General features: G+C 41.0%; 16 protein-coding genes, 1 other RNA gene and 5 pseudogenes. 1 reads left to right on the top strand and 21 read right to left on the bottom strand.

From position 1 onward, the window contains the following. Positions 1-294: 294 nt before the first annotated feature. From BCAMP_RS10350 to BCAMP_RS10260, 21 genes and pseudogenes are all read right to left on the bottom strand, one after another. A complete protein-coding gene (locus BCAMP_RS10350; protein WP_035315454.1) occupies positions 295-1,068 on the bottom strand; it encodes a TatD family hydrolase in 774 nt (257 codons plus the stop codon). A gap of 59 nt (positions 1,069-1,127) precedes the next feature. Next, on the bottom strand, positions 1,128-3,131 hold the full coding sequence (gene metG, locus BCAMP_RS10345; protein WP_035315452.1) for a methionine--tRNA ligase: 2,004 nt from the start codon (positions 3,129-3,131) through the stop codon (positions 1,128-1,130). 79 nt (positions 3,132-3,210) lie between these two features. After that, a complete protein-coding gene (locus tag BCAMP_RS14810; RefSeq protein ID WP_269479292.1) occupies positions 3,211-3,591 on the bottom strand; it encodes an SAM-dependent methyltransferase in 381 nt (126 codons plus the stop codon). Continuing rightward, positions 3,561-4,088, bottom strand: coding sequence for a 16S rRNA (cytidine(1402)-2'-O)-methyltransferase (rsmI, locus tag BCAMP_RS14805; protein WP_269479291.1), 528 nt, complete (start codon positions 4,086-4,088; stop codon positions 3,561-3,563). The genes BCAMP_RS14810 and rsmI overlap by 31 nt, the downstream gene beginning before the upstream one ends. A gap of 1 nt (position 4,089) precedes the next feature. Beyond that, positions 4,090-4,358, bottom strand: a pseudogene (locus BCAMP_RS10335) (GIY-YIG nuclease family protein). Then, a complete protein-coding gene (locus BCAMP_RS10330; protein ID WP_035315450.1) occupies positions 4,345-5,091 on the bottom strand; it encodes a tRNA1(Val) (adenine(37)-N6)-methyltransferase in 747 nt (248 codons plus the stop codon). The pseudogene BCAMP_RS10335 and the gene BCAMP_RS10330 overlap by 14 nt, the downstream one beginning before the upstream one ends. 66 nt (positions 5,092-5,157) lie before the next feature. Further along, on the bottom strand, positions 5,158-5,523 hold the full coding sequence (gene yabA, locus BCAMP_RS10325) for a DNA replication initiation control protein YabA (RefSeq protein WP_035315449.1): 366 nt from the start codon (positions 5,521-5,523) through the stop codon (positions 5,158-5,160). Between the two features lie 17 nt (positions 5,524-5,540). Then, on the bottom strand, positions 5,541-6,356 hold the full coding sequence (locus BCAMP_RS10320) for a PSP1 domain-containing protein (RefSeq protein ID WP_035315447.1): 816 nt from the start codon (positions 6,354-6,356) through the stop codon (positions 5,541-5,543). Next, a complete protein-coding gene (holB, locus tag BCAMP_RS10315; protein WP_051457041.1) occupies positions 6,357-7,367 on the bottom strand; it encodes a DNA polymerase III subunit delta' in 1,011 nt (336 codons plus the stop codon). Positions 7,368-7,543: 176 nt separating this feature from the next. Next, the gene (locus BCAMP_RS10310) at positions 7,544-9,019 is read right to left on the bottom strand and encodes a peptide MFS transporter (protein WP_035315446.1); all 1,476 of its coding nucleotides are present in this window, start codon (positions 9,017-9,019) and stop codon (positions 7,544-7,546) included. 63 nt (positions 9,020-9,082) lie between these two features. Then, positions 9,083-9,412 carry a cyclic-di-AMP receptor gene (locus BCAMP_RS10305; RefSeq protein ID WP_035315444.1) on the bottom strand — a complete coding sequence of 110 codons (330 nt, stop codon included), beginning with the start codon at positions 9,410-9,412 and terminating at the stop codon, positions 9,083-9,085. 13 nt (positions 9,413-9,425) lie between these two features. Next, positions 9,426-10,077, bottom strand: a pseudogene (gene tmk, locus BCAMP_RS10300) (dTMP kinase). Between the two features lie 192 nt (positions 10,078-10,269). Continuing rightward, positions 10,270-10,488 (bottom strand): annotated as a pseudogene (locus tag BCAMP_RS10295) (DUF2508 family protein); the annotation flags it as partial. Positions 10,489-10,534: 46 nt separating this feature from the next. After that, a complete protein-coding gene (gene recR / locus BCAMP_RS10290) occupies positions 10,535-11,131 on the bottom strand; it encodes a recombination mediator RecR (RefSeq protein WP_035315440.1) in 597 nt (198 codons plus the stop codon). 113 nt (positions 11,132-11,244) lie between these two features. Beyond that, positions 11,245-11,566 (bottom strand): annotated as a pseudogene (locus BCAMP_RS10285) (YbaB/EbfC family nucleoid-associated protein). Positions 11,567-11,582: 16 nt separating this feature from the next. After that, positions 11,583-13,331: a DNA polymerase III subunit gamma/tau gene (dnaX, locus tag BCAMP_RS10280; RefSeq protein ID WP_035315439.1), complete on the bottom strand. Its 1,749-nt coding sequence runs from the start codon at positions 13,329-13,331 to the stop codon at positions 11,583-11,585. 245 nt (positions 13,332-13,576) lie between these two features. Then, positions 13,577-13,841, bottom strand: an RNA gene (ffs, locus tag BCAMP_RS13205) — signal recognition particle sRNA large type. 57 nt (positions 13,842-13,898) lie between these two features. Further along, the gene (cydC, locus tag BCAMP_RS10275; RefSeq protein ID WP_035315438.1) at positions 13,899-15,650 is read right to left on the bottom strand and encodes a thiol reductant ABC exporter subunit CydC; all 1,752 of its coding nucleotides are present in this window, start codon (positions 15,648-15,650) and stop codon (positions 13,899-13,901) included. After that, positions 15,617-17,320, bottom strand: a complete 1,704-nt coding sequence (gene cydD, locus BCAMP_RS10270) for a thiol reductant ABC exporter subunit CydD (protein ID WP_332248521.1) — start codon at positions 17,318-17,320, stop codon at positions 15,617-15,619. Before cydD ends, cydC begins: the two co-directional genes overlap by 34 nt. Positions 17,321-17,361: 41 nt before the next feature. Beyond that, entirely contained in the window at positions 17,362-18,375 is a 1,014-nt protein-coding gene (gene cydB / locus BCAMP_RS10265; protein ID WP_035315436.1) for a cytochrome d ubiquinol oxidase subunit II, read from the bottom strand. Next, complete coding sequence (locus BCAMP_RS10260; protein WP_035315434.1) at positions 18,365-19,783, bottom strand: cytochrome ubiquinol oxidase subunit I; 1,419 nt, start codon at positions 19,781-19,783, stop codon at positions 18,365-18,367. The genes cydB and BCAMP_RS10260 overlap by 11 nt, the downstream gene beginning before the upstream one ends. Before the next feature lie 386 nt (positions 19,784-20,169). On the opposite strand from BCAMP_RS10260, the pseudogene guaC reads away from it, so the two are divergent. Further along, positions 20,170-21,151, top strand: a pseudogene (gene guaC / locus BCAMP_RS10255) (GMP reductase). Positions 21,152-21,296 lie beyond the last annotated feature (145 nt).

The raw sequence follows: 21,296 nt of genomic DNA, 5'->3' as shown, positions 1-21,296 counted from the left end.
AACATTCACAACTACTAGGGCATATCGAAAGAAAGACCGACAAACCAACGTTTACAACGATTCACTTCTCAATAAACACTCCGAATTCTCGATTATATTGCAAATCATTGCAAATATATCAAATAGAGCGAAAACCTTATAACAATAGCATTAAAGACTGTTTTCAACCTTTAAAATAAGCGGTTATGTGTTATTAACGTTACAAATAGATTACTTTTTTCACAATCTATGATGAAAAACAAAAAGAACCCTTTTAATTAAAGATTAATATTAAAATATCTTTGTGAAAAAACATCATTTCTCATTTATTTTGAACAAAGACAAGGCGTTTTCTGTCGTTTTTTTAGCAATTTCCGTGTATTCCATTTCTCTTAACTTGGCAATTTCTTTGGCAACGAGTTGCACATAGGCAGGTTCATTCCGTTTGCCACGGTATGGTGTTGGTGCTAAATACGGACAATCTGTTTCGATTAACAAACGATTAAGTGGCACCGTTTTGGCAGCTTCTTTTGGTAGCAACGTATTTTTGAAGGTGACTGTTCCACCAATGCCAATGTGGAAATCCAACGCTAATACTTGTTGCATAACCGCTTGTGTTTCACCGAAGCAATGCATAATGCCACCGACTGTTTGGGCTTGTTCTTCTTGTAAAATTTGTAATGTATCCGCCGTCGCCTCACGATTGTGAATAACAATCGGCAGCTTCATTTCATGAGCCAGGCGAATTTGTTGGCGAAAAACGTCTTTTTGAACATCTTTTGGCGCGATATCCCAATGATAATCCAGTCCCATTTCACCGAGCGCTACCATCTTTGGATGGGCGCATAACGTTCGTAACCACGCTAAATGTTCTGCTGTAAAATCATTAGCGTCGCATGGATGCCAGCCGAGCACAAGGTATACGAACTCATATTTGTCGGCCAATTCAAGAGCACGCTTAATCGTTACTTCATTAAAACCAACCACCGCCATAAACTGCACATCGTGCGCCTTGGCATTTTCTAGCACTTGTTCAAGATCTTCATTATATGCCTCATCATTAATGTGGACATGTGTATCAAATAACATTTACATGCTTCCTTTCGTTAAGAAAAAAGGCAGGAACAGTTGTCCCTACCTCCATCTACTTATTTAATAACCGCTCCATTTGGTAACGATGCATCAGCTTCTATCAAGCATAATTTTCCATCTTGTTCAGCTGATAAAATCATCCCTTCTGATAGTTTCCCTCGTAATTTAACCGGTTTTAAATTCGTAACAACTGTTACTTTTTTACCAATCAACGTAGCCGGTTCATAAAATTCCGCAATCCCTGAAATAACTTGACGATGACGTTCATCGCCAGCATCCAATTGGAAGCAGAGCAATTTGTCTGCTCCCTTCACTTTTTCAACAGCGATAACCTCAGCGACACGTAATTCAATTTTACGAAAATCATCAATCGTAATCTCCGGTAATTGTTCAACCGTTTCAACGATTGCTGTTTTTTCAACTTGTTTCGCAGGTTGACTACCACCCATTTGGGCTGCGATAAACGCGACTTCTTCGTCAGTATCAAGACGAGGGAACATTGGCACAGCCTTTGCGATTACGTGTGTACCTGCTGGAATTGCCGCAAATGTTGCAACACTCGACCATTCAGCTAACCCATCTTTCGCTAAACCTAATTGTTCAAACATCTTAATCGGCGCTTCGGTCAAGAACGGTTGTAACATCACTGCTGTAATACGCAATGCTTCCGCTAAATGAGACATCACACTCGCAAGCTCATCACGTTTCGATTCATCGCGTGCTAACGCCCACGGTGCTGTTTCATCAATATACTTATTAGTACGGCTCACAAAGCCCCAGAGCTCGCTGAGAGCGACTGAGAACTGGAAGTTGTCCATCGCTTGGTCAAACTTGAGGACCATCGCCTCTTTGTACTGTACTAATGACTCGTCAAAAGCCGTAACATTCGCTTTATAAACTGGGATTTCACCATCGAAGTATTTGTTGATCATTGAAATTGAACGATTCAATAAGTTGCCTAAGTCATTCGATAAATCAAAGTTCGAACGCGCGATAAAGTCTTCTGGTGTAAAAATCCCATCAGAGCCAAATGGCACTTCACGCAATAAGTAATAACGTAACGCATCAAGACCGTAACGATCAATTAATACTTCTGGATCAACGACGTTCCCTTTTGATTTAGACATTTTGCCGTCTTTCATCAACAACCATCCGTGAGCAAATACTTGCTTCGGTAATGGTAAATCAAGTGCCATTAAAATAATCGGCCAATAAATCGTATGAAAACGAACGATTTCTTTCCCAACAATTTGGACATTAGCTGGCCAAAATTTGTTGAATTTTTCTGGGTTGTCAGTATCGTAACCGAGCGCCGTAATATAGTTGACCAACGCATCAATCCAAACATAAACGACATGTTTTGGATTACTTGGCACTTTAATCCCCCAGTCAAACGTCGTCCGTGAAACAGCTAAATCTTCTAACCCTGGCTTAATAAAGTTATTCACCATTTCATTTTTACGTGATTCTGGTTGAATAAAGGCAGGGTTTTCATCGTAATATTGTAAGAGACGTTCCGCATACTGACTCACACGGAAGAAATACGATTCCTCTTTCACAAGTTCAACTGGATGACCACTGTCAGGACTTTTCGCTGAAATGATTTGACCGTTTTCATCGCGGACAATATCGTCTAACTGTGTTTCGGTATAGAAGGTTTCATCTGAAATACTGTACCACCCTTCGTACTGATCCAAATAAATATCGCCTTGTTTTAAGAGACGTTCAAAAATAGCAGCAACTGTCTTCGTATGACGTTCTTCGGTTGTACGAATAAAATCATCATTCGAGATATCAAGTTTCTTCCATAGTTTTTGAATGCCTTCAGCCATTGTATCAACGTAAGCCTGCGGTGTAATATTCAGCTCTGCTGCCTTTTGTTGAATCTTTTGACCATGCTCATCAACGCCTGTTAAATAAAAAACATCGTAGTTGTTTAAACGTTTATAACGGGCGATCGCATCTCCTGCGACAGTTGTGTAGGCGTGGCCGATGTGTAGGCGACCGCTTGGGTAATAAATCGGTGTTGTTAAATAAAATGGTTTCTTTTCGATTGGCAAATGAAGCCCTCCTCTTAGTAAATCGTACTATTGATAACATTATAGCATCTCACCTTATGAATGAGCGCTTAATCCTTGATTATTTTTCATCTAGTTGGTGATACTGCGCATAGACGTCACGTTTCACAGTGCCTCGTAAAACAGCGACTGCTTTAATCGCTTCTTTGGCTGATAAATTATCTGTTACCATCAATTCTTCAACATGCTCTTTTAAGGTTAAATGATCGTACGAGATGACATCCTCATCAACGATTGCATCATTCCCTGCAACAACGATGACAAACTCGCCACGGATTTCAGTTGCCTGAGCCCAGTTAATCAGTTCGCTGATGGTTCCACGGATAAATTCTTCATAACGTTTCGTCAATTCGCGACAGAGCGTGATTTGACGATCACCCATCCCTTTAAGTAAGGCGTTCAACGTCTCTTTTAACCGATGTGGCGACTCATAAAATAGCAATGTTTCTGGTTTTTTCGCCAATTGTTCAATTTCGCGTATTCGCTCTTTTTTTGATCGTGAAATAAAGCCATAAAACAAAAAGGGTTGCGGTGCAATCCCCGATGAAATGAGGCTGTTAAGGCCGCATTCGCCCCTGGTAATGGCACAACCGTAATACCGACCGCAATCGCTGCTTGAACGAGCTCATGACCTGGATCCGAAATAGACGGCATCCCTGCATCACTTACCTGCGCGATGTTCTCACCTTTTAGCAAGCGATCAATTAACTCCTCACCACGGGTATGTTTATTATGTTCGTGATAACTAATCATTGGTGTTTTTATTTCAAAGTGGTTCAGCAACTTAATTGTGTTGCGGGTATCTTCAGCCGCAATCGCATCGACTTCTTTTAAAATCTTAATCGCTCGAAATGTCATGTCTTCGAGATTACCGATTGGTGTTGGTACAAGGTACAACTTCCCCTTGTCGGATGCTTGAAAACTCTGTTGTGAGTGCATGTTATTCCTCCTTTAATGACTGTTCGCTTAGGTAACGCTCTTTAGCCGCGCGTGATTGGTGCTTGAAGCGTACTCTGCCTTCATTGCCAACGAACGGGTCTCAAACACCTCGTAATGAATCAACGTCACTGGACGACGGGTAAAGGTATATTTACAACCGATGCCGTCATTATGCTCGCTTTCACGCCGTTCAATGTCGACCGTATAGCCGCCATAAAAGGTGTTATCGGCACAGCGTAACACATAAAAATAATGGTTAGTCTTCGCCATATAACCACCCGCGAATTTGAGCCGTATAGCCACCATCCTCATGAACAAAAATCGGCGGTTCATAAACGACACCTGGTTTGCCATCTTTAATCGCTTCAATCAAAATCGTATTGGCTGGCTTCATTTGTGTTGGATGTACCCATTGGATTCGTTTTGGTTCTAAACGATAACGTCTCATCAAGTCAATAATTTCAAGCAAACGTTCCGGACGATGAACCATTCCGACTTTACCGTTTTGCTTCGTTAATTCACTCGCGGTTTTCACGACATCCTCTAACGTACAGAGCACTTCATGACGCGCAATCGTATAATGCTCGTTTTTATTTTTTTCACCTGCTGGCGGTGTCGAAAAATAGGGGGGATTAACCGTTACGTAAGCATACGTTTCCTTTTCGAATCGACCCGAAGCCTCCTTTAAATCGCCTTCGTACATCGTAATTTGCTGTGCTAAGTCGTTGTAGGCGATTGAACGCGTCGCCATCTCCGCCAAACGCGGTTGGATTTCTAACGCATCAATCAGTGACTCCGTTTTGGAACTGAGCAGTAATGGAATCACACCATTACCACTACAAAGGTCCATAATTTTACCTTTGCGATACGGGATTCGACAAAAGTTAGCGAGTAGGACTGCATCTAATGAAAAAGAAAAGACACTCGGACTTTGAACAATCCGTAACTGTTGCGCTAACAAATGGTCGAGCCGTTCGTCGGCTTTTAATTCAATCTTCACAATGGCTCCTTTCCGGTTCGTTTAACGATCCGTGCAAAAAAAAGAGTCTCCATTTAGAGGCGACTCATTTTATTTATTATTTTGTTGATTTAAAAAACCAAGACAGAACAAACAATCTTCACCATTAATACGCGGACTACCAAAATGCACATTGCAAATATGGAAACCTTCTTTGTACAGCTGCATCAAGTTATCATGGCCAGCCGACTGGTCGACCTCAGGATGATTACCTTGTGGCGATACCAACGCCTGTTCTGCTTTAGCTGCTTGTTGTTCAGCCATCGCTTCACGTAAATGCGTATTTTCAATTGCGAGACGATTATTTTCTTCTAACACAAGTTGCAAATTATCTTTCAAACTCGTTAACTGACCATAGAGGTCACTAATTTGTTCTTCCATATGTGTAACAGAATCAAAAAACGCTTTTTTATCCATACTACATCCGCCCTTTGCTAACCTTTTATGCTGTTCATTTCAAGCAATTCATCCAAAGTATACTCAACTACTCCAGCGTTGTCTTCCAGTTTCACCTGAACGACTCGCGCTAACATATTCAGACCAATGACGCGTCCATTACCAGCGGTCGTAACAAGCTTACGTCCCACATCTGGCATCGCTTTTTTCGCTTCTTCATATGTATCATTCTCGTATTTCAAGCAACACATCAGTCGCCCACATAAACCCGATATTTTAGTCGGGTTCAACGAGAGGTTTTGATCCTTCGCCATCTTAATCGATACCGGTTCAAAATCACCTAAGAATGTTGAACAACAGAGCATGCGACCACAGGGACCAATTCCACCTAAGAGCTTGGCTTCATCACGTACACCGATTTGTCGCAACTCAATCCGCGTACGAAAAACAGCTGCGAGATCTTTGACTAACTGACGAAAATCAATCCGCCCTTCTGCCGTAAAATAAAAAATCATCCGGTGACGATCAAACGCAATTTCGACATCAACCAATTGCATGTCTAGTTTCCGTTTTTTTATGCGTTCTTTTGCTACCGTTACAGCTTCTATTTCTCGTTTTTCATTTTCAATTACCTTTGTCATGTCTGTTGCGGTCGCTTTACGTATAATTTTTTGAAGTGGTAACACGACATCTTCTTCATCAATTACACGATTAGCATACACAACTTTTCCAAATTCCAAGCCATGTCCATTTTCGACAATTACAGCATCACCTTGTTGCAATGGTTTGCGTAATGGTGCAAAATAATGAATTTTACCAACTGGTTTAAAGCGAATCCCTACAACTTCTATCATCTAGTTACCTCCTTGGTCCGATTGAGCGATAAAGGTGAGCACCAGTTCTTCCATCGTTAATTGTGCTCCAACATTCGCCTCTAATCGTTTTTTTGCAGTTAATATATGGGTGATTTCATTCGTTGTGTTTGTTACTTTACCCTGTAAGGCATCTTGTTGAATCATTTTCGCTTGTTGCATACAAATAAGTGGCTGTTCACTCATTAATTGTACGTGTAATTTATCTTCATACAGAGCTAATAATAAATCGAGCCCTGTTTGCACCTGTTGTTTTTCTTTAAAATGCGACATCCAATCGGTTTGGATAAAAATAAAGGCCATTGGATCTGCCATGCGTAAATAACCATACAATTGAACGACGTGTTTACGTGCCTCTGCAAACCATTCGTCCGTGGCCATCGCTACGGCCTCGGTAACGCTTTGTGTTAAATGCGCCACCACACGGCCACGAGCTTCAGACACACCGTTTGCTTCCAGCTCTTTTACTAATACGCTCGTCGCCAATGGTTGAAACTTCAACAACTGGCAACGTGATTGAATCGTCGGCAATAACCGTTGTACAGCTGTCGTCAAAAATAAAATCAAGACGTCAGCGTCTGGCTCTTCAATAAACTTCAAGAGACTATTCGCGGATTTCGCTGTCATTTTCTCAGCTTCATCGATGATAATGATTTTTTTATCGGACTCCATCCCTCGTTTAACAAAGGTCTGTTTAAGTTCTTTAATTTGATGTGTTTTGATTGATGCTCCCTCAGGTGCGACAAAATGTACATCTGGATGATTGCGCTCAGCAATACGTCGACAATTCATACAGGCATCACATACCGCTTGATCGGACGTTGCTTGTAAACAAAATTGAGCCTTCGTTAACCAAAGTGCAACGTCACGTTTACCGATTCCGCGTGGTCCTTCAAAAATATAAGCATGTCCAAGGCGATTTTCTGCCATACTTTGACTCAGAATCCGCATTACAACCGGTTGTTTTGTTACATATTCAGTTTGAATGTTCACTCGCAACTTCTCCTTTTATTGAAAACCGTCTCCTTTTATTATACATCTTAAAAGACTGTTTCGCACTCTTTAGATTGCAGACCGCTTGATTTATCGATGGGAGGTTGAACAAATCCTAAAAAAAGACACAGTCGTCCTTAGCCTCGCTAAGATCGCTGTGTCTTTTAAACAAGTATTTATTTAATACCCTTCATTAATTTAAGTAATTTTGGAGTGATGATGAATAAGATAATCCCAATCACTACTGCAATTGTACCTAAAATACCAAAGTATTGAATTTCAATATCCGCGCTGAACACTTGACCAATTTGCGCGTTAATCCCTTGTGCCATTGAGTTTGATAAGAACCAAACACCCATTGTTTGAGCGGCAAAGGCCCGTGGTGCAAGCTGTGTTGTAACACCTAAACCAACAGGAGATAAGCAAAGCTCACCGATTGTAACAAGCAAGAAGCTTAATACTAACCAAATCGGACTGGCAGAATGCATTTCTGTTCCGCCTAAAATACCTGGTAACATCATAATTAAGAATGAGAGACCGGCAAAGAATAACCCAAGCGCAAATTTACGCGGGGTCGACGGTTGACGATCGCCTAATTTAGTCCAAATCATCGCAAATACTGGTGATAAGAAAATAACGAATAACGGGTTAAATGATTGGTAGAAAGCTGGTGAAATCGTCCATCCAAAAAACGAACCGGTGACACGATCACTCGCAAATACTGCCAAGACACTAGAACCCTGTTCTTGAATCATCCAAAACATTACGGCGGTAATGAATAATGGAATGTAAGCTAATAAGCGTGATTTTTCATCGCTATCTGTTTTCTTGCTGCGTAACATAACGATAAAGTAAACGATGGGTAAAATAATGGCAACGCAACTAATAAAGTTGATGACATATTTAATCGTTAATACATCGAACGCATACGCTACACAAGCAATAATAAGTAGACCAACTGCAATTGAGCTGAATAAGATCGCAACACGACCTCGTTCTTCTTTCGCAATTGGGTTTGTGACCGTTTTACCTGCATCACCTAAAAATTTATTTTGAGTGATTAAGAAAAACGCTAAACCAAGCGCCATTCCGACCGCTGCCACAAGGAAACCTAAATGGAAGTTATCCATAAATGAACCTGTTACATAAGGGGCTAAGAAACCACCAAGGTTTATTCCCATGTAGAAAATACTGAATCCACCAGCACGACGAACATCTTTAGGATCGTATAAATCGCCAATCATCGATGAAACGTTCGGTTTCAGTAAACCAGTACCAACTGCTAATAATACCATCGCTGAGAATAAACCGGTAATGCCTGAGTTTGGTAGTGATAAAACAATGTGTCCAACCATGATGAGAACCCCACCAAGGAAAACTGCTTTACGGGTACCAAAGACCCGGTCAGCTAACCAACCACCAAGGACACCTGTCATATAAATAAGTGAACCATAAATTGACATAAGAGCAATCGAAGTCGATTTATCTAAATCCAAACCGCCATTTGCCACTGAATAGTACATGTAGAAAATTAAAATAGCACGCATACCGTAGTATGAAAAACGCTCCCATAATTCGGTAAAGAATAATGTAGACAGTCCTTTAGGATGTCCAAAGAAACCTTTGTCTGTTGCTTTTTGACTTGCTGACATTGTGTAAAACATTCCTCTCGTAATAAACTAATTTTATAACCTTTACTAAAGTGTGTTCGTGTCTTAGAAACGATAAAAATCATCGACAGGTAGGACAAACACTGTTGCGCCTCCGACCTGTACTTCGACTGGATACGGGACATAAGTGTCGACTGTCACACTCAATGAAGCAACCGGCGATACCGCTTGTTCACGAGCCTGGCAATTATCTTTAATAATCGCTAATACATCATCGACTTTTTCATCTTCTGTCCCAATAATAAACGTTGTATTACCAGCTTTTAAAAAGCCACCTGTTGTTGCAAGTTTTGTCGTACGAAATTTAGCTTTCATTAACTTTGTTTGTAGTTTGCCGCTATCCTGATCTTGGACAATCGCTAAAATTAATTTCATTGTAAATTCCTCCTCACAAATTGCCGAATTGATTAGGAAAACGCTCACTAAGCACGTTCAGAATCGCCTCGGTTACTTCTTCTACGGGTTGGTTGGCATTAATAACAACAATTCGTTCCGGAAAACGAGAGATAACTGCTCGATAGCCTTCTACCACCGTTTGATGAAATTCTTTTTTTTTCCAAATCCAAGCGATTGACTTCACGCTCTTTATTAGCAAAGATTCGTTCGAAACCGACTTCAATCGGTACATCGAGATAAAAGGTAATTTGCGGCATTACATCTGCAATGGCAAACTGGTTCATTTCCCAAACACTATCGATTCCAATCTTTCTTCCATAACCTTGATACGCCAAAGAACTATCAACAAAGCGATCGCAAATGACAATCTTATTTGCAGCTAAAGCAGGTAGTACTTTTTCAACAAGATGTTGACGCCGTGAAGCCGTATATAACAACGCTTCGGTTTTAGCATCCATCATCGTGTGTGAAACATCCAATATGACATCACGAATTTTTTCAGAAATTTCGATACCACCCGGTTCACGCGTTAGCACAAGTTCTGTTTCCAGTCGTTCAGCTAATTTCGCCATGAGTTGTTGAGCAACAGTTGTTTTTCCAGATCCCTCTGGTCCTTCTAATGTCATAAAAAAACCTTTTGTCATAATGAGTACCCCATTTATCTTTCTGTAAATCCGCTTATCATCGCTTCTATAACACTTAAAAAAAAAAAAACTTTAAATATTATATTTAGTTATTATATCGCAAATCAGCATAGATTTCACATTTTTTTCTGATTATTTCGTATACAACGACAATTTAACGCGTTAAACTGCCATTTCACTGCCTTTTTTTTTTTAATAACGATACATGTACTTTGGATTACTCACTAATCGTTCGTTTCTAATCTCCCGCAGCACAAAATAATACGCCGCTTTCGCTCGTAGTTCATTCAAAAGCAGAAGATCATTTCCTTCATCACTTAACCGTTGTAATTGTTCTGTTTGCTTCCAGTTATCGTACGTTCGCTTAGATAACGCTAAAAGTAATTCATCACTTTCACGGTGCATTTTACGTTTTTTTTGTTTTTGTCTTTACCATGCGTGTGCTCCTTTACAGTTGTTATAGTTCACGACGACCTTCCATCGCTTTTGATAACGTTACCTCATCAGCATATTCTAAATCGCCACCCATTGGTAAGCCATGGGCAATCCGCGTTACCTTAATACCCGACGGTTTAATAAGACGCGAAATATACATCGAAGTTGCTTCACCTTCGACATTAGGGTTCATTGCTAAAATCACTTCCGTTACTGCTTCATCTTGCAAACGTTTAAGCAGCTGCGGGACATTAATATCTTCAGGTCCAATACCATCCATCGGGCTAATCGTGCCGTGTAAAACGTGATAAAGCCCACCAAAGTCCCGCATTTTTTCCATCGCAATCACATCTTGGGGTGTCTCAACAACACAAATCAAACTACGATCACGGTTTTTATCATCACAAATGTAACAGGGGTCTGTATCGGTAATATGCCCACAAATCGAACAAAAACCGAGGTCACGTTTCGCCTTAATTAAGGCTTGTGCAAAATCGAGCACATCGTCCTCTTTCATATCTAATACAAAAAATGCTAAACGAGCAGCTGTTTTTGGCCCGATTCCTGGTAATTTAGAAAAACTATCCATCAATTTGGTGATTGGTTCTGGGTAATGCATCGTTTGTCAGTCCTTTTTTTATCATTTAGTAGTAATTAAAAACACACCTTTTGCCCTACTGAACAAAAGGTGTGTACTTATTCTCGGTTGTAAAACAGTCGGCTTGATGTTTATTACATTAGGCCAGGAATATTCATACCACTTGTGTATTTGCCCATCGTTTTAGCCGTTTGTTCTTCGACTTTTTTGATGGCCTCATTTGTTGCTGTTAAAATTAAATCTTGTAACATTTCAATGTCTTCTGGATCTACAACATCTTCAGCTAACTCGACGTTTGTTACCATTTTAGCACCTGTTACAGTGACCTTAACTACGCCACCACCAGCAGTACCTTCAAATAAAGTTACTTCTAATTCTGCCTGAGCCTCTGCCATTTCTTTTTGCATTTTTTTGCATTTTTTTCATCATACCTTGCATATTTCCCATTCCACGCATCGTGAGCGCCTCCTTATTAATCTGCTTTTATTTCAACAAGTTCTTTCCCAAACAAAGCCACGGCTGCGGCAATAGCTGGATTAGTTGAACTTGGTTGTTCGACAGGTTCTCCCTGTGATGCTGTTGCTGTGTTACTTGGTTCTTCATTCACCTGACGTTTTGCAATAAAACTAGTTCGTAACGCATTCCAACCGTCTTCAGGTACCCCTATCACGTTTAACGTTTTGTTTGTTAAACGCAACACATGTGCCTTCATATCTTCAACAAAGGTGGCGTTCCCCATTGCCATTTGGCAATGAATATCATACTTAAACTTGATAACCATCGCTTGTTCTGATGCGGCCACTGGCTCTGCCTCGGCTAATAATGCCGCCTGCGATTTCATCAACATATTAAGTATATCCGACCAATTTTGTCTTATCAAGATTAATTGCTCACTAGTGGCATTATCCAATACAGTATTAATCGCATTTGTTTCAATCTTCGCTCTGCGACCAGATGAATGACTCGAACGTGCCGTTGAACGAACCGCTTTGTCAGCCGGTTTTATTTGGCCATTGCCAGCGTTTAAATCGGCAAGTTGTTGCTGCATCGCTTTAATTTGTTGTTGTAGGTCTGCCATCGCCTCGTTATCAGGCGCCTGCTGCTGGTCTTGACTTACAACAGCCGGTTTAATTGTTGCTGCTTGCGACATGTTTACAAGTGTCACTTCTAAATAAATTTGCGGATGATTTGAAAAGCGCATTTGTTGTTGTGCCTCATTTAATTGCGCAACGTAACGATAGATTAAGTTTGTATCTATCCGTGAACTCACTTCAATGAATGCATCATCCAAGGTAACGCGTTGAAACGACTCGGTGTAGCTCGGTGCTTGTTGATACAGCATCACATCACGGTAATACAACAATAAATCTTCAACAATCCGCGTTGCATCTTTGCCTTCGTTTAAAAGTTTAATCAAAGTCGCCACTGCCCCTTGGGCATCACCAGCAGTGACTAATCCAACCATCTCGGTCAACAGTTGTTGCGAAGAGGCACCGGTAATCATCAAGGCGTTTTCTACCAACACTTCTGCTGGATTATAAGCAATTGTTTGATCTAATAAACTTAAGGCATCTCGCATCCCGCCTTCAGCGGCACGGCCCACAACTTGGAGCGCCTCGGCTTCGTAGTTGATTTTTTCTGCCTCTAAAATAAATTGCATCCGACCGACAATATCCGCGGTTGTAATTCGTTTGAAATCAAACCGTTGACAGCGCGAAATAATCGTCAATGGCAATTTATGTGGCTCAGTTGTCGCTAAAATGAAAATAACATTCGCCGGCGGTTCTTCTAACGTCTTCAGTAAGGCGTTAAAAGCTCCGGTTGAGAGCATATGGACTTCATCGATAATATAAATTTTAAAGGCTGCACGTGTCGGTGCATATTTAACCTTATCACGAATGTCACGTATCTCATCGACGCCGTTGTTTGAAGCTGCATCAATTTCCAGTACGTCATCTAACGTGCCGTTTGTAATTGACTGACACACGTCACACGTGTTACATGGTTCCATCTCGTCATTCTTATGTTCACAGTTAATTGCTTTTGCAAATATTTTAGCAACACTTGTCTTACCTGTTCCTCGTGGCCCCGAAAAAAGATAGGCATGTGATGTCTTATTTTGCGAAATAGCATTTTGTAACGTCTGTGTAATGTGTTGTTGACCTACAACGTCTGCAAAGGTTTGCGAACGCCACACACGATACATGGCACGATAGCTCATAATCCAGAACTCCCTTTTGTTTACTTCATACCTTCTATTATACATCATTAGACGCATTTTTCGCCACTATCGTAACAACCAACACACCTAAAATTAACCAACGTACTCCTCAGCCTTAAAACAGCAAAAAGGACGCTATCGAATGATAGCGTCCCAGATTGGAGCCAAAGTCGAATTCTATTACAGTGACTTCGGCTATGCCTTAGAGTGTTCCTTTATGGGTGGTTCATCAACTTTAATTTAAGTCGTGCACCTCTGTTCGAACGTAATAAAAATGCGTTACACAAGCAGTTAACTCCGCCCAGGCAACCCCACGGCACATGAATTGATTCACTTAATGCTGCTTCCTTCCGGACCTGACATAGTTCATGAAGATTCATTGCGCAGGACCCAAACCTCAACATCACTTACTTCTGGCTGCCATCCCTATTATCGCCCTCCTCAGAGGAATTCAATCTCGCTAAGCGGATTGCGAGTTACAGGACGCCGCTACCATCCCATCTAGCACGATAAGTATATTTTACCTATTTTTTCCAAAAAGCGCAAGTGTTAACTATAACTAACAGCTTAGCTACTCGCTATTTGTGGCCGATCGAGCTGATAAAGACGTTGGTATCGAACATTGCTGGCTAATAACTCAACATGTGTACCAGACATTTCAACTTTTCCCTTTTCTAAAAAGAGAACTTTATCCATCTGTTCGACACCGATTAAATGATGCGTCACCCAAATAACTGTTTTATCCTGTAACGTCTCAAACATCGTTGCCAACAATTGTTGCTCTGTAATCGGATCGAGACCCACGGTTGGTTCATCTAAAACAACAACCGGTGTTTTTTGTAATAAAATACGGGCCAACGCAATGCGTTGACGTTCACCACCAGAAAAACGTTCACCTGCTTCTCGCATCTGTGTTTTAAAACCTGCAGGTAAGCGCTCAACTAAGGATGTAAGACCGACTTGTTGCACCACCGCTGTTAATTCCGCATCGGTTGCCTGTTGGTTACCCATCCGTAAATTATTGGCTAAGGTCGTATCAAATAAATAGGCTTTTTGATTCAAGACACCCATCACCTCGGCAATATTAACACCCCACTGCGAGACAGCTGTATCACCATAGCTCACCAAACCACTGGTCGGTTCTAATGCGCCTTGTAGCAGTTGTAACAAAGTGGACTTCCCCGTTCCTGATCGACCAATAATGGCCGTTTTTGTTCCGGGTCCAAAAGAGAGATTCAAGTCAGCGATAATTTGTTCCGTACTGTTGGGATACGTGAAATTGACGTTTTCAACAACGAGCGTTGCCTCACGTGGCAAGGTTAAGTTCTGCTCGACCGCTACGCCTTCTTCTTCCCATGATGGCAGTTGGTTATCTTCCAATTGATGCAGTCGTTTGAGGGATTCTACATAGGTTGCTTTTTCACTCACTGCGCCTGCAACTGGTAAAAAGACCTCACCTAATGATAATAAGGCGAGGGCAAATGCTGCGACCAATGTCGGTGAAAAGACACCCGCACCGACCTGTGCATTTGACCACCAAATAATTAACACTACACCCACTGCCAATATCAATTGACTGCAGAAATCACGGTAGGCGATGAAACGGTTCTTTTTATTTTCAATCACTAAGAGCGCTTGTTCGGATCCTTCATACTGCGTGATAAAACGCTGTGATTGCCCACTGAATAGCCAATCACCCATCCCTAAAATCGCATCGGCGAAGGTCGTATATAATTGTCCCCGACCGGCTTTCAACTGTTCATTTTTAGCACCGACATATAACAATGAGATGAGCGGCCCAACAAACATCAACAGCGCTAACACACAGCCTAGTAACAGGGCAAATGGCACAGACCACGCACCGATTAGCAAAATAATAATCGCGTACATAATTAACGAGACTACTGCAGGGAAAAATGTTTTCAAGTAGTAATCTTGCAAATGTTCAATGTCATTCGATAAGGCACCGAGCATGTCACCTGTTTTAAATCGTTTCCGGATAAATAACGCTTGCGGTTCTAACACCCGATACAGGCGACTACGCATTTCTGCTAATATTTTTAAAATTAAATTATGGCTTGTTAAACGTTCAAGGTAACGCGAAACTGAACGACCAATCCCAAATGCACGTACTGCGACAGTTGGCACATAGACCATTAAAATCGACTCTGGTTGCGTGGCTGATTTTGTAATTAAATAACCTGACACGTACATGAGCGCACCCGATAATAAAAAGGTCAAGGTCCCGATGGCGACCACACCAATAAATAAGCCGCGATATTTTCTCATATAAGGTCGAATCCACGAATCTTGTAACATGTTAGACTCCTAACTGGGCACAGACTAGCTCGTAGTAGGCCCCTTTTTTTTGCATAGAGTTTTTCAGGCTCGCCCTGCTCAACAATTTGGCCTTGTGCCAACACAATCACCCAATCCATTTGTTGCATCCAATGCAACCGATGAGTCGCTAAGACGACTAATTTTCGTTCGAATAGCGGCACCATTGTTGCTTTTAATTCCGCCTCTGTTTCGATATCCAAATGGGCGGTCGGTTCATCGAGCAACATGATTGGACGACGTGCAATATAGGCCCTCGCTAAAGCCACCCGTTGCTCTTGACCCCCACTCATTTGACGCCCGCTCTCTCCCACATATGTATCAAGACCGTCAGGTAATTGCGCAACAAAGTCCTCCAACCCTGCTTGTTTAACGGCTGAATACACCTCATCTTCAGAGGCATCAGGACGATAAAAGCGAATATTATCACGTAAACTTAAATGAAACACATAGGGATGTTGCGGAATAAATGTCACCTGCTCTTGCCAACTTGCTTGCGCTAGGCTGCTTATCGGCTGACTGTCTTGCATCATGGTTCCTTCCGCCTCCAAAAAACCACCTAACAAGTTGATAAAAGTCGATTTACCAGAGCCACTCGCGCCAATCACACCGATTTTTTGATTTCCCTTAAAGGTTAATGCATCATTGAGTTGCAACCTAACTGCATCATCCTCACCCTTAACGACGACGTTATTCATTGTCAAACTACTCGTTGATGTCCATGCTGCAACAACCGCTGTTGTTTCACGTGTAACCTCGCTATTCAGTACTGCTTGCATTGCCTTTCCAGCTTCTTGACCATCAAGCGATGCATGAAAATCGGTTCCGACTTCCCTTACCGGTAAGAAAAATTCCGGCGCTAAAATAAGGGCAAGCAAGGCTGGATAAAGCATCATCGTGCCGTTAATTAATTGCACGCCTAAAAAGACAGCAATCGTTGCGACACCTAGCATTGTGAAAAAGTCGAGAGCAAAAGAAGATAAGAAGGCTACTTTCAACGTTGACATCGTTGATTTTCGGTAATTTTCACTGACAAAAGCAATCTGTTTTTCATGTTTACGACTTATCCCTAAATAACGCAACGTTTCGATACCTCGAAGCGAGTCGACAAAGTGATTGCTCAGTTTTTCATAGGATGCCCATTTCGCATCCGCATTTTTTTGAGCTGCCCATCCGAGTAAAATCATAAAACCAATTAAAATAATAAAGGTAAGCCCCAGAACCACTGCTGACTTGAGATCGACAAACAACAGATAGACACCAATCATTAGTGGAATCACTGCCATACTGGCAAACTTTGGCAAAAACAATTCAAGATAGCGGCGAAACTTAGCCACACCTTCCATCATCAAGGTCACTGTTTGTCCTGTACCTATGTGACTCAGTTCCACCGATCCAAGTCTGAACAATTGCTCAATCACTGCCCGACGATAAGTCGTGCCTGTTTTAGCAGCAAACTGATAGGCCAAGCGATTTTTAAAAGACTGCATAAAGTAACGGACGATAATTGCGATTACGAACCCGAGTAATTGGCCTGACACTGCTTGAAAAGAGTGGCCCGCAAACAAATCACTAAGAGCTGTCGCTAAATAAATCGCCTGCATAATAATGGAAAAACCTTGAATGATCGATAAGATCACCAAGGCTACCATAACAGATTTAATTCCCTTATACGTAAAGAGACTGCGATCCATTAATAAATATGTTTATCTTCCTGAGTTACGCGTTTGCGGAAGACGTAGTAACTCCAAATTTGATACCCAAGAACAAATGGCAGTAAGCTACAAGCGACAATTGTCATCACTTTTAATGAATAAGCCCCGCTTGCCGCATTTGTAATTGTTAAGTTATAAGCAGTATCAATACTGCTGATCATTACCCGTGGGAATAATGACACGAAAATGAGTGAAATGACACCAGCGATACCGAGTCCAGAAAAAGTAAACGATAACTTCTCTGCCTTTTTCAACGTCATCAACCATGACGCAGCGTACATGACGACAATAAAACCAATCGTAATCAATACCGGCACGAGACGAACTTCAAAAATATCAGTATAAAGCACTGACAATCCTACAAAAACAACAAGTGCAACAACAACGCCTACACCTACTTTTAATGCTAACGACCGGGCGCGACCACGTAAGTCATGATCAACACGTAACGTAATGTAGAGCAACCCATGATATAAGCATAAGAGCATTAACGTTAAACCACCCCAAACAGAGTAAACATTAATATAATCGGTAAAGCCCGCATACATGTTCATGTTTGCATCAATTGGCATCCCTTTTAATAGGCTAGTAAATAGAACACCAAACAATAATGGAATTAACGTACTGGAAACAAAGATGACCCAGTCCCATGTTTTAGTCCAATTCGGATGGTCATGTTTTCGACGAAATTCAAACGAAACACCTCGTCCAATCAAGAGCATTAGCACTGCAAAAAGTGGCAAGTAATACCCACTGAACATCGTTGCATACCAGTGTGGAAAAGCTGCAAATAACGCCCCACCAGCGGTGAGTAACCACACCTCATTCGCATCCCAAAACGGTCCAATCGTTGAGACAAGCACAGTTCGTTCTTTTTCATCTTTCGCGAGCATACGCATACTCATACCGACGCCAAAATCAAAACCTTCTAAGAAGAAGAAGCCGATAAACAAGACCGCTACTAGTAGAAACCATAATTCATTAAGACTCATGTGTGTAACCTCCTTCTTCGAATGGATCGACGGTGTCGTCATCATGCCCTTTATCCGCATGATCTGGTCCTTCTTTAATGGCCTTAACCATTAAGAATACCAATACGGCTGCTAATAACGCAAAGATTGCGATAAATAATATGGTTGAGAATAAAATACTACCGGCGGACACGTTCGGTGAAACCGCATCTGCCGTCGTTTGATAACCAAACACCACCCATGGTTGACGACCAATTTCAGTCATTACCCAACCAAATGAGTTAGCTAAAAACGGCAAGGCCATTACTGGTGCGAGTAGTTTCAAGTAACGTGTACTTGTTTCAAGTTTACGACGCCAGTCGAGGAATAATCCTAAGGTTGCCATTAACAACATCGCCATCCCTGAAAAGACCATACCGCGGAAACTCCAATATGTCGTTTTAACTGGTGGAATGTAGTTCATATTTTCACCCGCCACGCTTGCATATTGTTTTTCATATTTTGCTTGTAACGATTTCATCCCCTCAACACTGCCACTAAATTTAGAATAAGATAAGAAACTTAAGGCGTAAGGGATTTCTAAATCAAACTCATTTTTTTGCTCTTTAACATTAATATTCGCAATTAGAGACCACGGTGCCGGATCGGCTGAATCTTCCCATAATCCTTCAGCTGCCGCCATTTTCATCGGCTGTGTTTTCACTAAATGCTGCCCTTGCCAGTGACCACTAAACGCTACACCTAATGATCCCACTAAGGCTACGATTAAAGCAATCCGTAACGATGTTTTATAGAAGTTAACATGACGTTTTTTCGCCATTTGAAAACCACTGACGCCTGCGATAAAGAAGGCTCCAGTACATAAGGCTCCAAAAATAACGTGAGGGAATTCAACAATGAGTTGCGGATTTGTTAACAAAGCCCCAAAGTCATTCATTTCAGCACGACCGTTAACCATTTGAAAACCAACCGGTTCTTGCATAAATGAGTTAGCCGCTAAAATCCACAGTGCCGATAACGTTGTTCCTAACGAAACAAGCCAAATACTAAGTAAATGTACTTTTGGCGACAAACGATCTCGCCCAAAAATCCATACCCCAATAAAAGTTGATTCCATAAAGAAGGCTAACAACGCTTCAATCGCAAGCGGTGCTCCGAACACATCCCCGACAAAACGAGAATAATCCGACCAGTTCATTCCAAACTGAAATTCTTGAATAATACCAGTTACAACCCCGACTGCAAAATTGAGCAGGAATAAATGTCCCCAAAAGATGGCCATTTTACGATAAACTGGTTTTTTCTTATAAACATGTAATGTTTCCATTAACGCAACCATAAATACAAGACCGATACTTAATGGTACAAATAAAAAGTGAAAGATTGTGGTTGACGCAAACTGAAAACGCGCTAAAAATAGTTGATCCATAGTTTTCTCCTCCGAACGTATTAAGTTAGTCCTTACTCAAAAGCTTCATCATACTTAAACAATAGAACATATTACATCGTTTTCATCGTGACTTTAGACCTGTATTTGTGAACATTATGCGTCTATTCGTCATCTAATTAGTGTCTTTTAGACATAGTTAGTAACATCACTCAGCAACAACTAGCAAAAACGTCGTAAATATTTTACTTTTGTGGCAATTGCTGTTCTACACATTCCCTTTTTTATAATATATGTAACATTCTGACATATACCTTTTTAATAAAAAAACCTCTTTGACAAAGTCATTAAGATGGTGTAATCTTTTAAAAGTACGAACAATTTATTAAGACGAGTTATGTTTAATTCGTATTTAGGAGTGTATTCGAATGGAAAATGTATTTGATTATGAAGATATTCAGTTAATACCTGCAAAATGTGTTGTCACAAGTCGTTCAGAGTGTGATACCTCAGTTACACTTGGTAAACATCGTTTTAAAATACCAGTCGTCCCTGCCAATATGCAAACAATTATCGATGAAACAATCGCAACTAAATTAGCCGAAAATGGTTATTTCTATATTATGCATCGTTTTGAACCACAAAAACGGGCAGCTTTTATCAAAACAATGATGGATAAAAAATTTAATTTCGTCTATTAGCGTCGGTGTCAAAGAAGAAGAATATACTTTTGTGGAGCAATTGGCTTCGTCACAACTCGTGCCTGATTATGTGACGATTGACATTGCTCACGGACACTCAAATGCTGTTATCCATATGATTCAACACCTCAAAAAACACTTGCCTGAGACGTTCGTTATTGCGGGCAATGTTGGCACACCAGAGGCAGTCCGTGAACTTGAAAATGCTGGCGCCGATGCTACAAAAGTCGGTATCGGACCTGGAAAAGTCTGTATCACTAAAATCAAAACTGGTTTTGGTACAGGTGGCTGGCAGTTAGCGGCTCTTCGCTGGTGTGCAAAAGCGGCTTCAAAACCGATTATTGCTGATGGTGGTATTCGTACAAATGGCGATATCGCTAAATCAGTTCGCTTTGGTGCCTCAATGGTAATGATTGGTTCGTTATTTGCCGCTCATAATGAGTCACCGGGCTCTACAATTGAAATCGCTGGTAAGTTTTATAAAGAATATTTTGGATCAGCTTCAGAATTCCAAAAAGGTGAGAAAAAGAATGTTGAAGGTAAAAAAATGCACGTTGAAAATAAGGGGAACTTAAAAGATACCCTCATTGAAATGCAACAAGACCTTCAATCTGCTATCTCATATTCTGGCGGAACAAAACTAGAGGCTATTCGTAATGTTGACTATGTGGTTGTTAAAAACTCCATTTTTAATGGGGATAACCACTAAAGCGAAATCAGCTCGTTCAACTTCGAAGAGATTGGAAGAGAAAAGATCAACGACTATTTACCGTCGCTGTCTTTTTTCTGAAATATCACAGAAGTTAGCTGATTGAACTTGATAACTAAAAGCGAAATCAGCTCGATAAATATAT

The organism is Brochothrix campestris FSL F6-1037 (genome assembly GCF_000525915.1).
Taxonomy (GTDB): Bacteria; Bacillota; Bacilli; order Lactobacillales; family Listeriaceae; genus Brochothrix; species Brochothrix campestris.
Note: the sequence above shows the minus strand (reverse complement) of the source record. Positions and strands in the feature narration are given on the sequence as shown.

Excerpts from the sequence above, each read along its gene's own strand:
- BCAMP_RS10350 (WP_035315454.1), bottom strand. The coding sequence starts at position 1,068 with ATGTTATTTGATACACATGTCCACATTAATGATGAGGCATATAATGAA.
- rsmI (WP_269479291.1), bottom strand. The coding sequence starts at position 4,088 with ATGCACTCACAACAGAGTTTTCAAGCATCCGACAAGGGGAAGTTGTAC.
- yabA (WP_035315449.1), bottom strand. The coding sequence starts at position 5,523 with ATGGATAAAAAAGCGTTTTTTGATTCTGTTACACATATGGAAGAACAA.
- BCAMP_RS10320 (WP_035315447.1), bottom strand. The coding sequence starts at position 6,356 with ATGATAGAAGTTGTAGGGATTCGCTTTAAACCAGTTGGTAAAATTCAT.
- BCAMP_RS10310 (WP_035315446.1), bottom strand. The coding sequence starts at position 9,019 with ATGTCAGCAAGTCAAAAAGCAACAGACAAAGGTTTCTTTGGACATCCT.
- BCAMP_RS10305 (WP_035315444.1), bottom strand. The coding sequence starts at position 9,412 with ATGAAATTAATTTTAGCGATTGTCCAAGATCAGGATAGCGGCAAACTA.
- recR (WP_035315440.1), bottom strand. The coding sequence starts at position 11,131 with ATGCATTACCCAGAACCAATCACCAAATTGATGGATAGTTTTTCTAAA.
- dnaX (WP_035315439.1), bottom strand. The coding sequence starts at position 13,331 with ATGAGCTATCGTGCCATGTATCGTGTGTGGCGTTCGCAAACCTTTGCA.
- cydC (WP_035315438.1), bottom strand. The coding sequence starts at position 15,650 with ATGTTACAAGATTCGTGGATTCGACCTTATATGAGAAAATATCGCGGC.
- cydD (WP_332248521.1), bottom strand. The coding sequence starts at position 17,320 with ATGGTAGCCTTGGTGATCTTATCGATCATTCAAGGTTTTTCCATTATT.
- cydB (WP_035315436.1), bottom strand. The coding sequence starts at position 18,375 with ATGAGTCTTAATGAATTATGGTTTCTACTAGTAGCGGTCTTGTTTATC.
- BCAMP_RS10260 (WP_035315434.1), bottom strand. The coding sequence starts at position 19,783 with ATGGATCAACTATTTTTAGCGCGTTTTCAGTTTGCGTCAACCACAATC.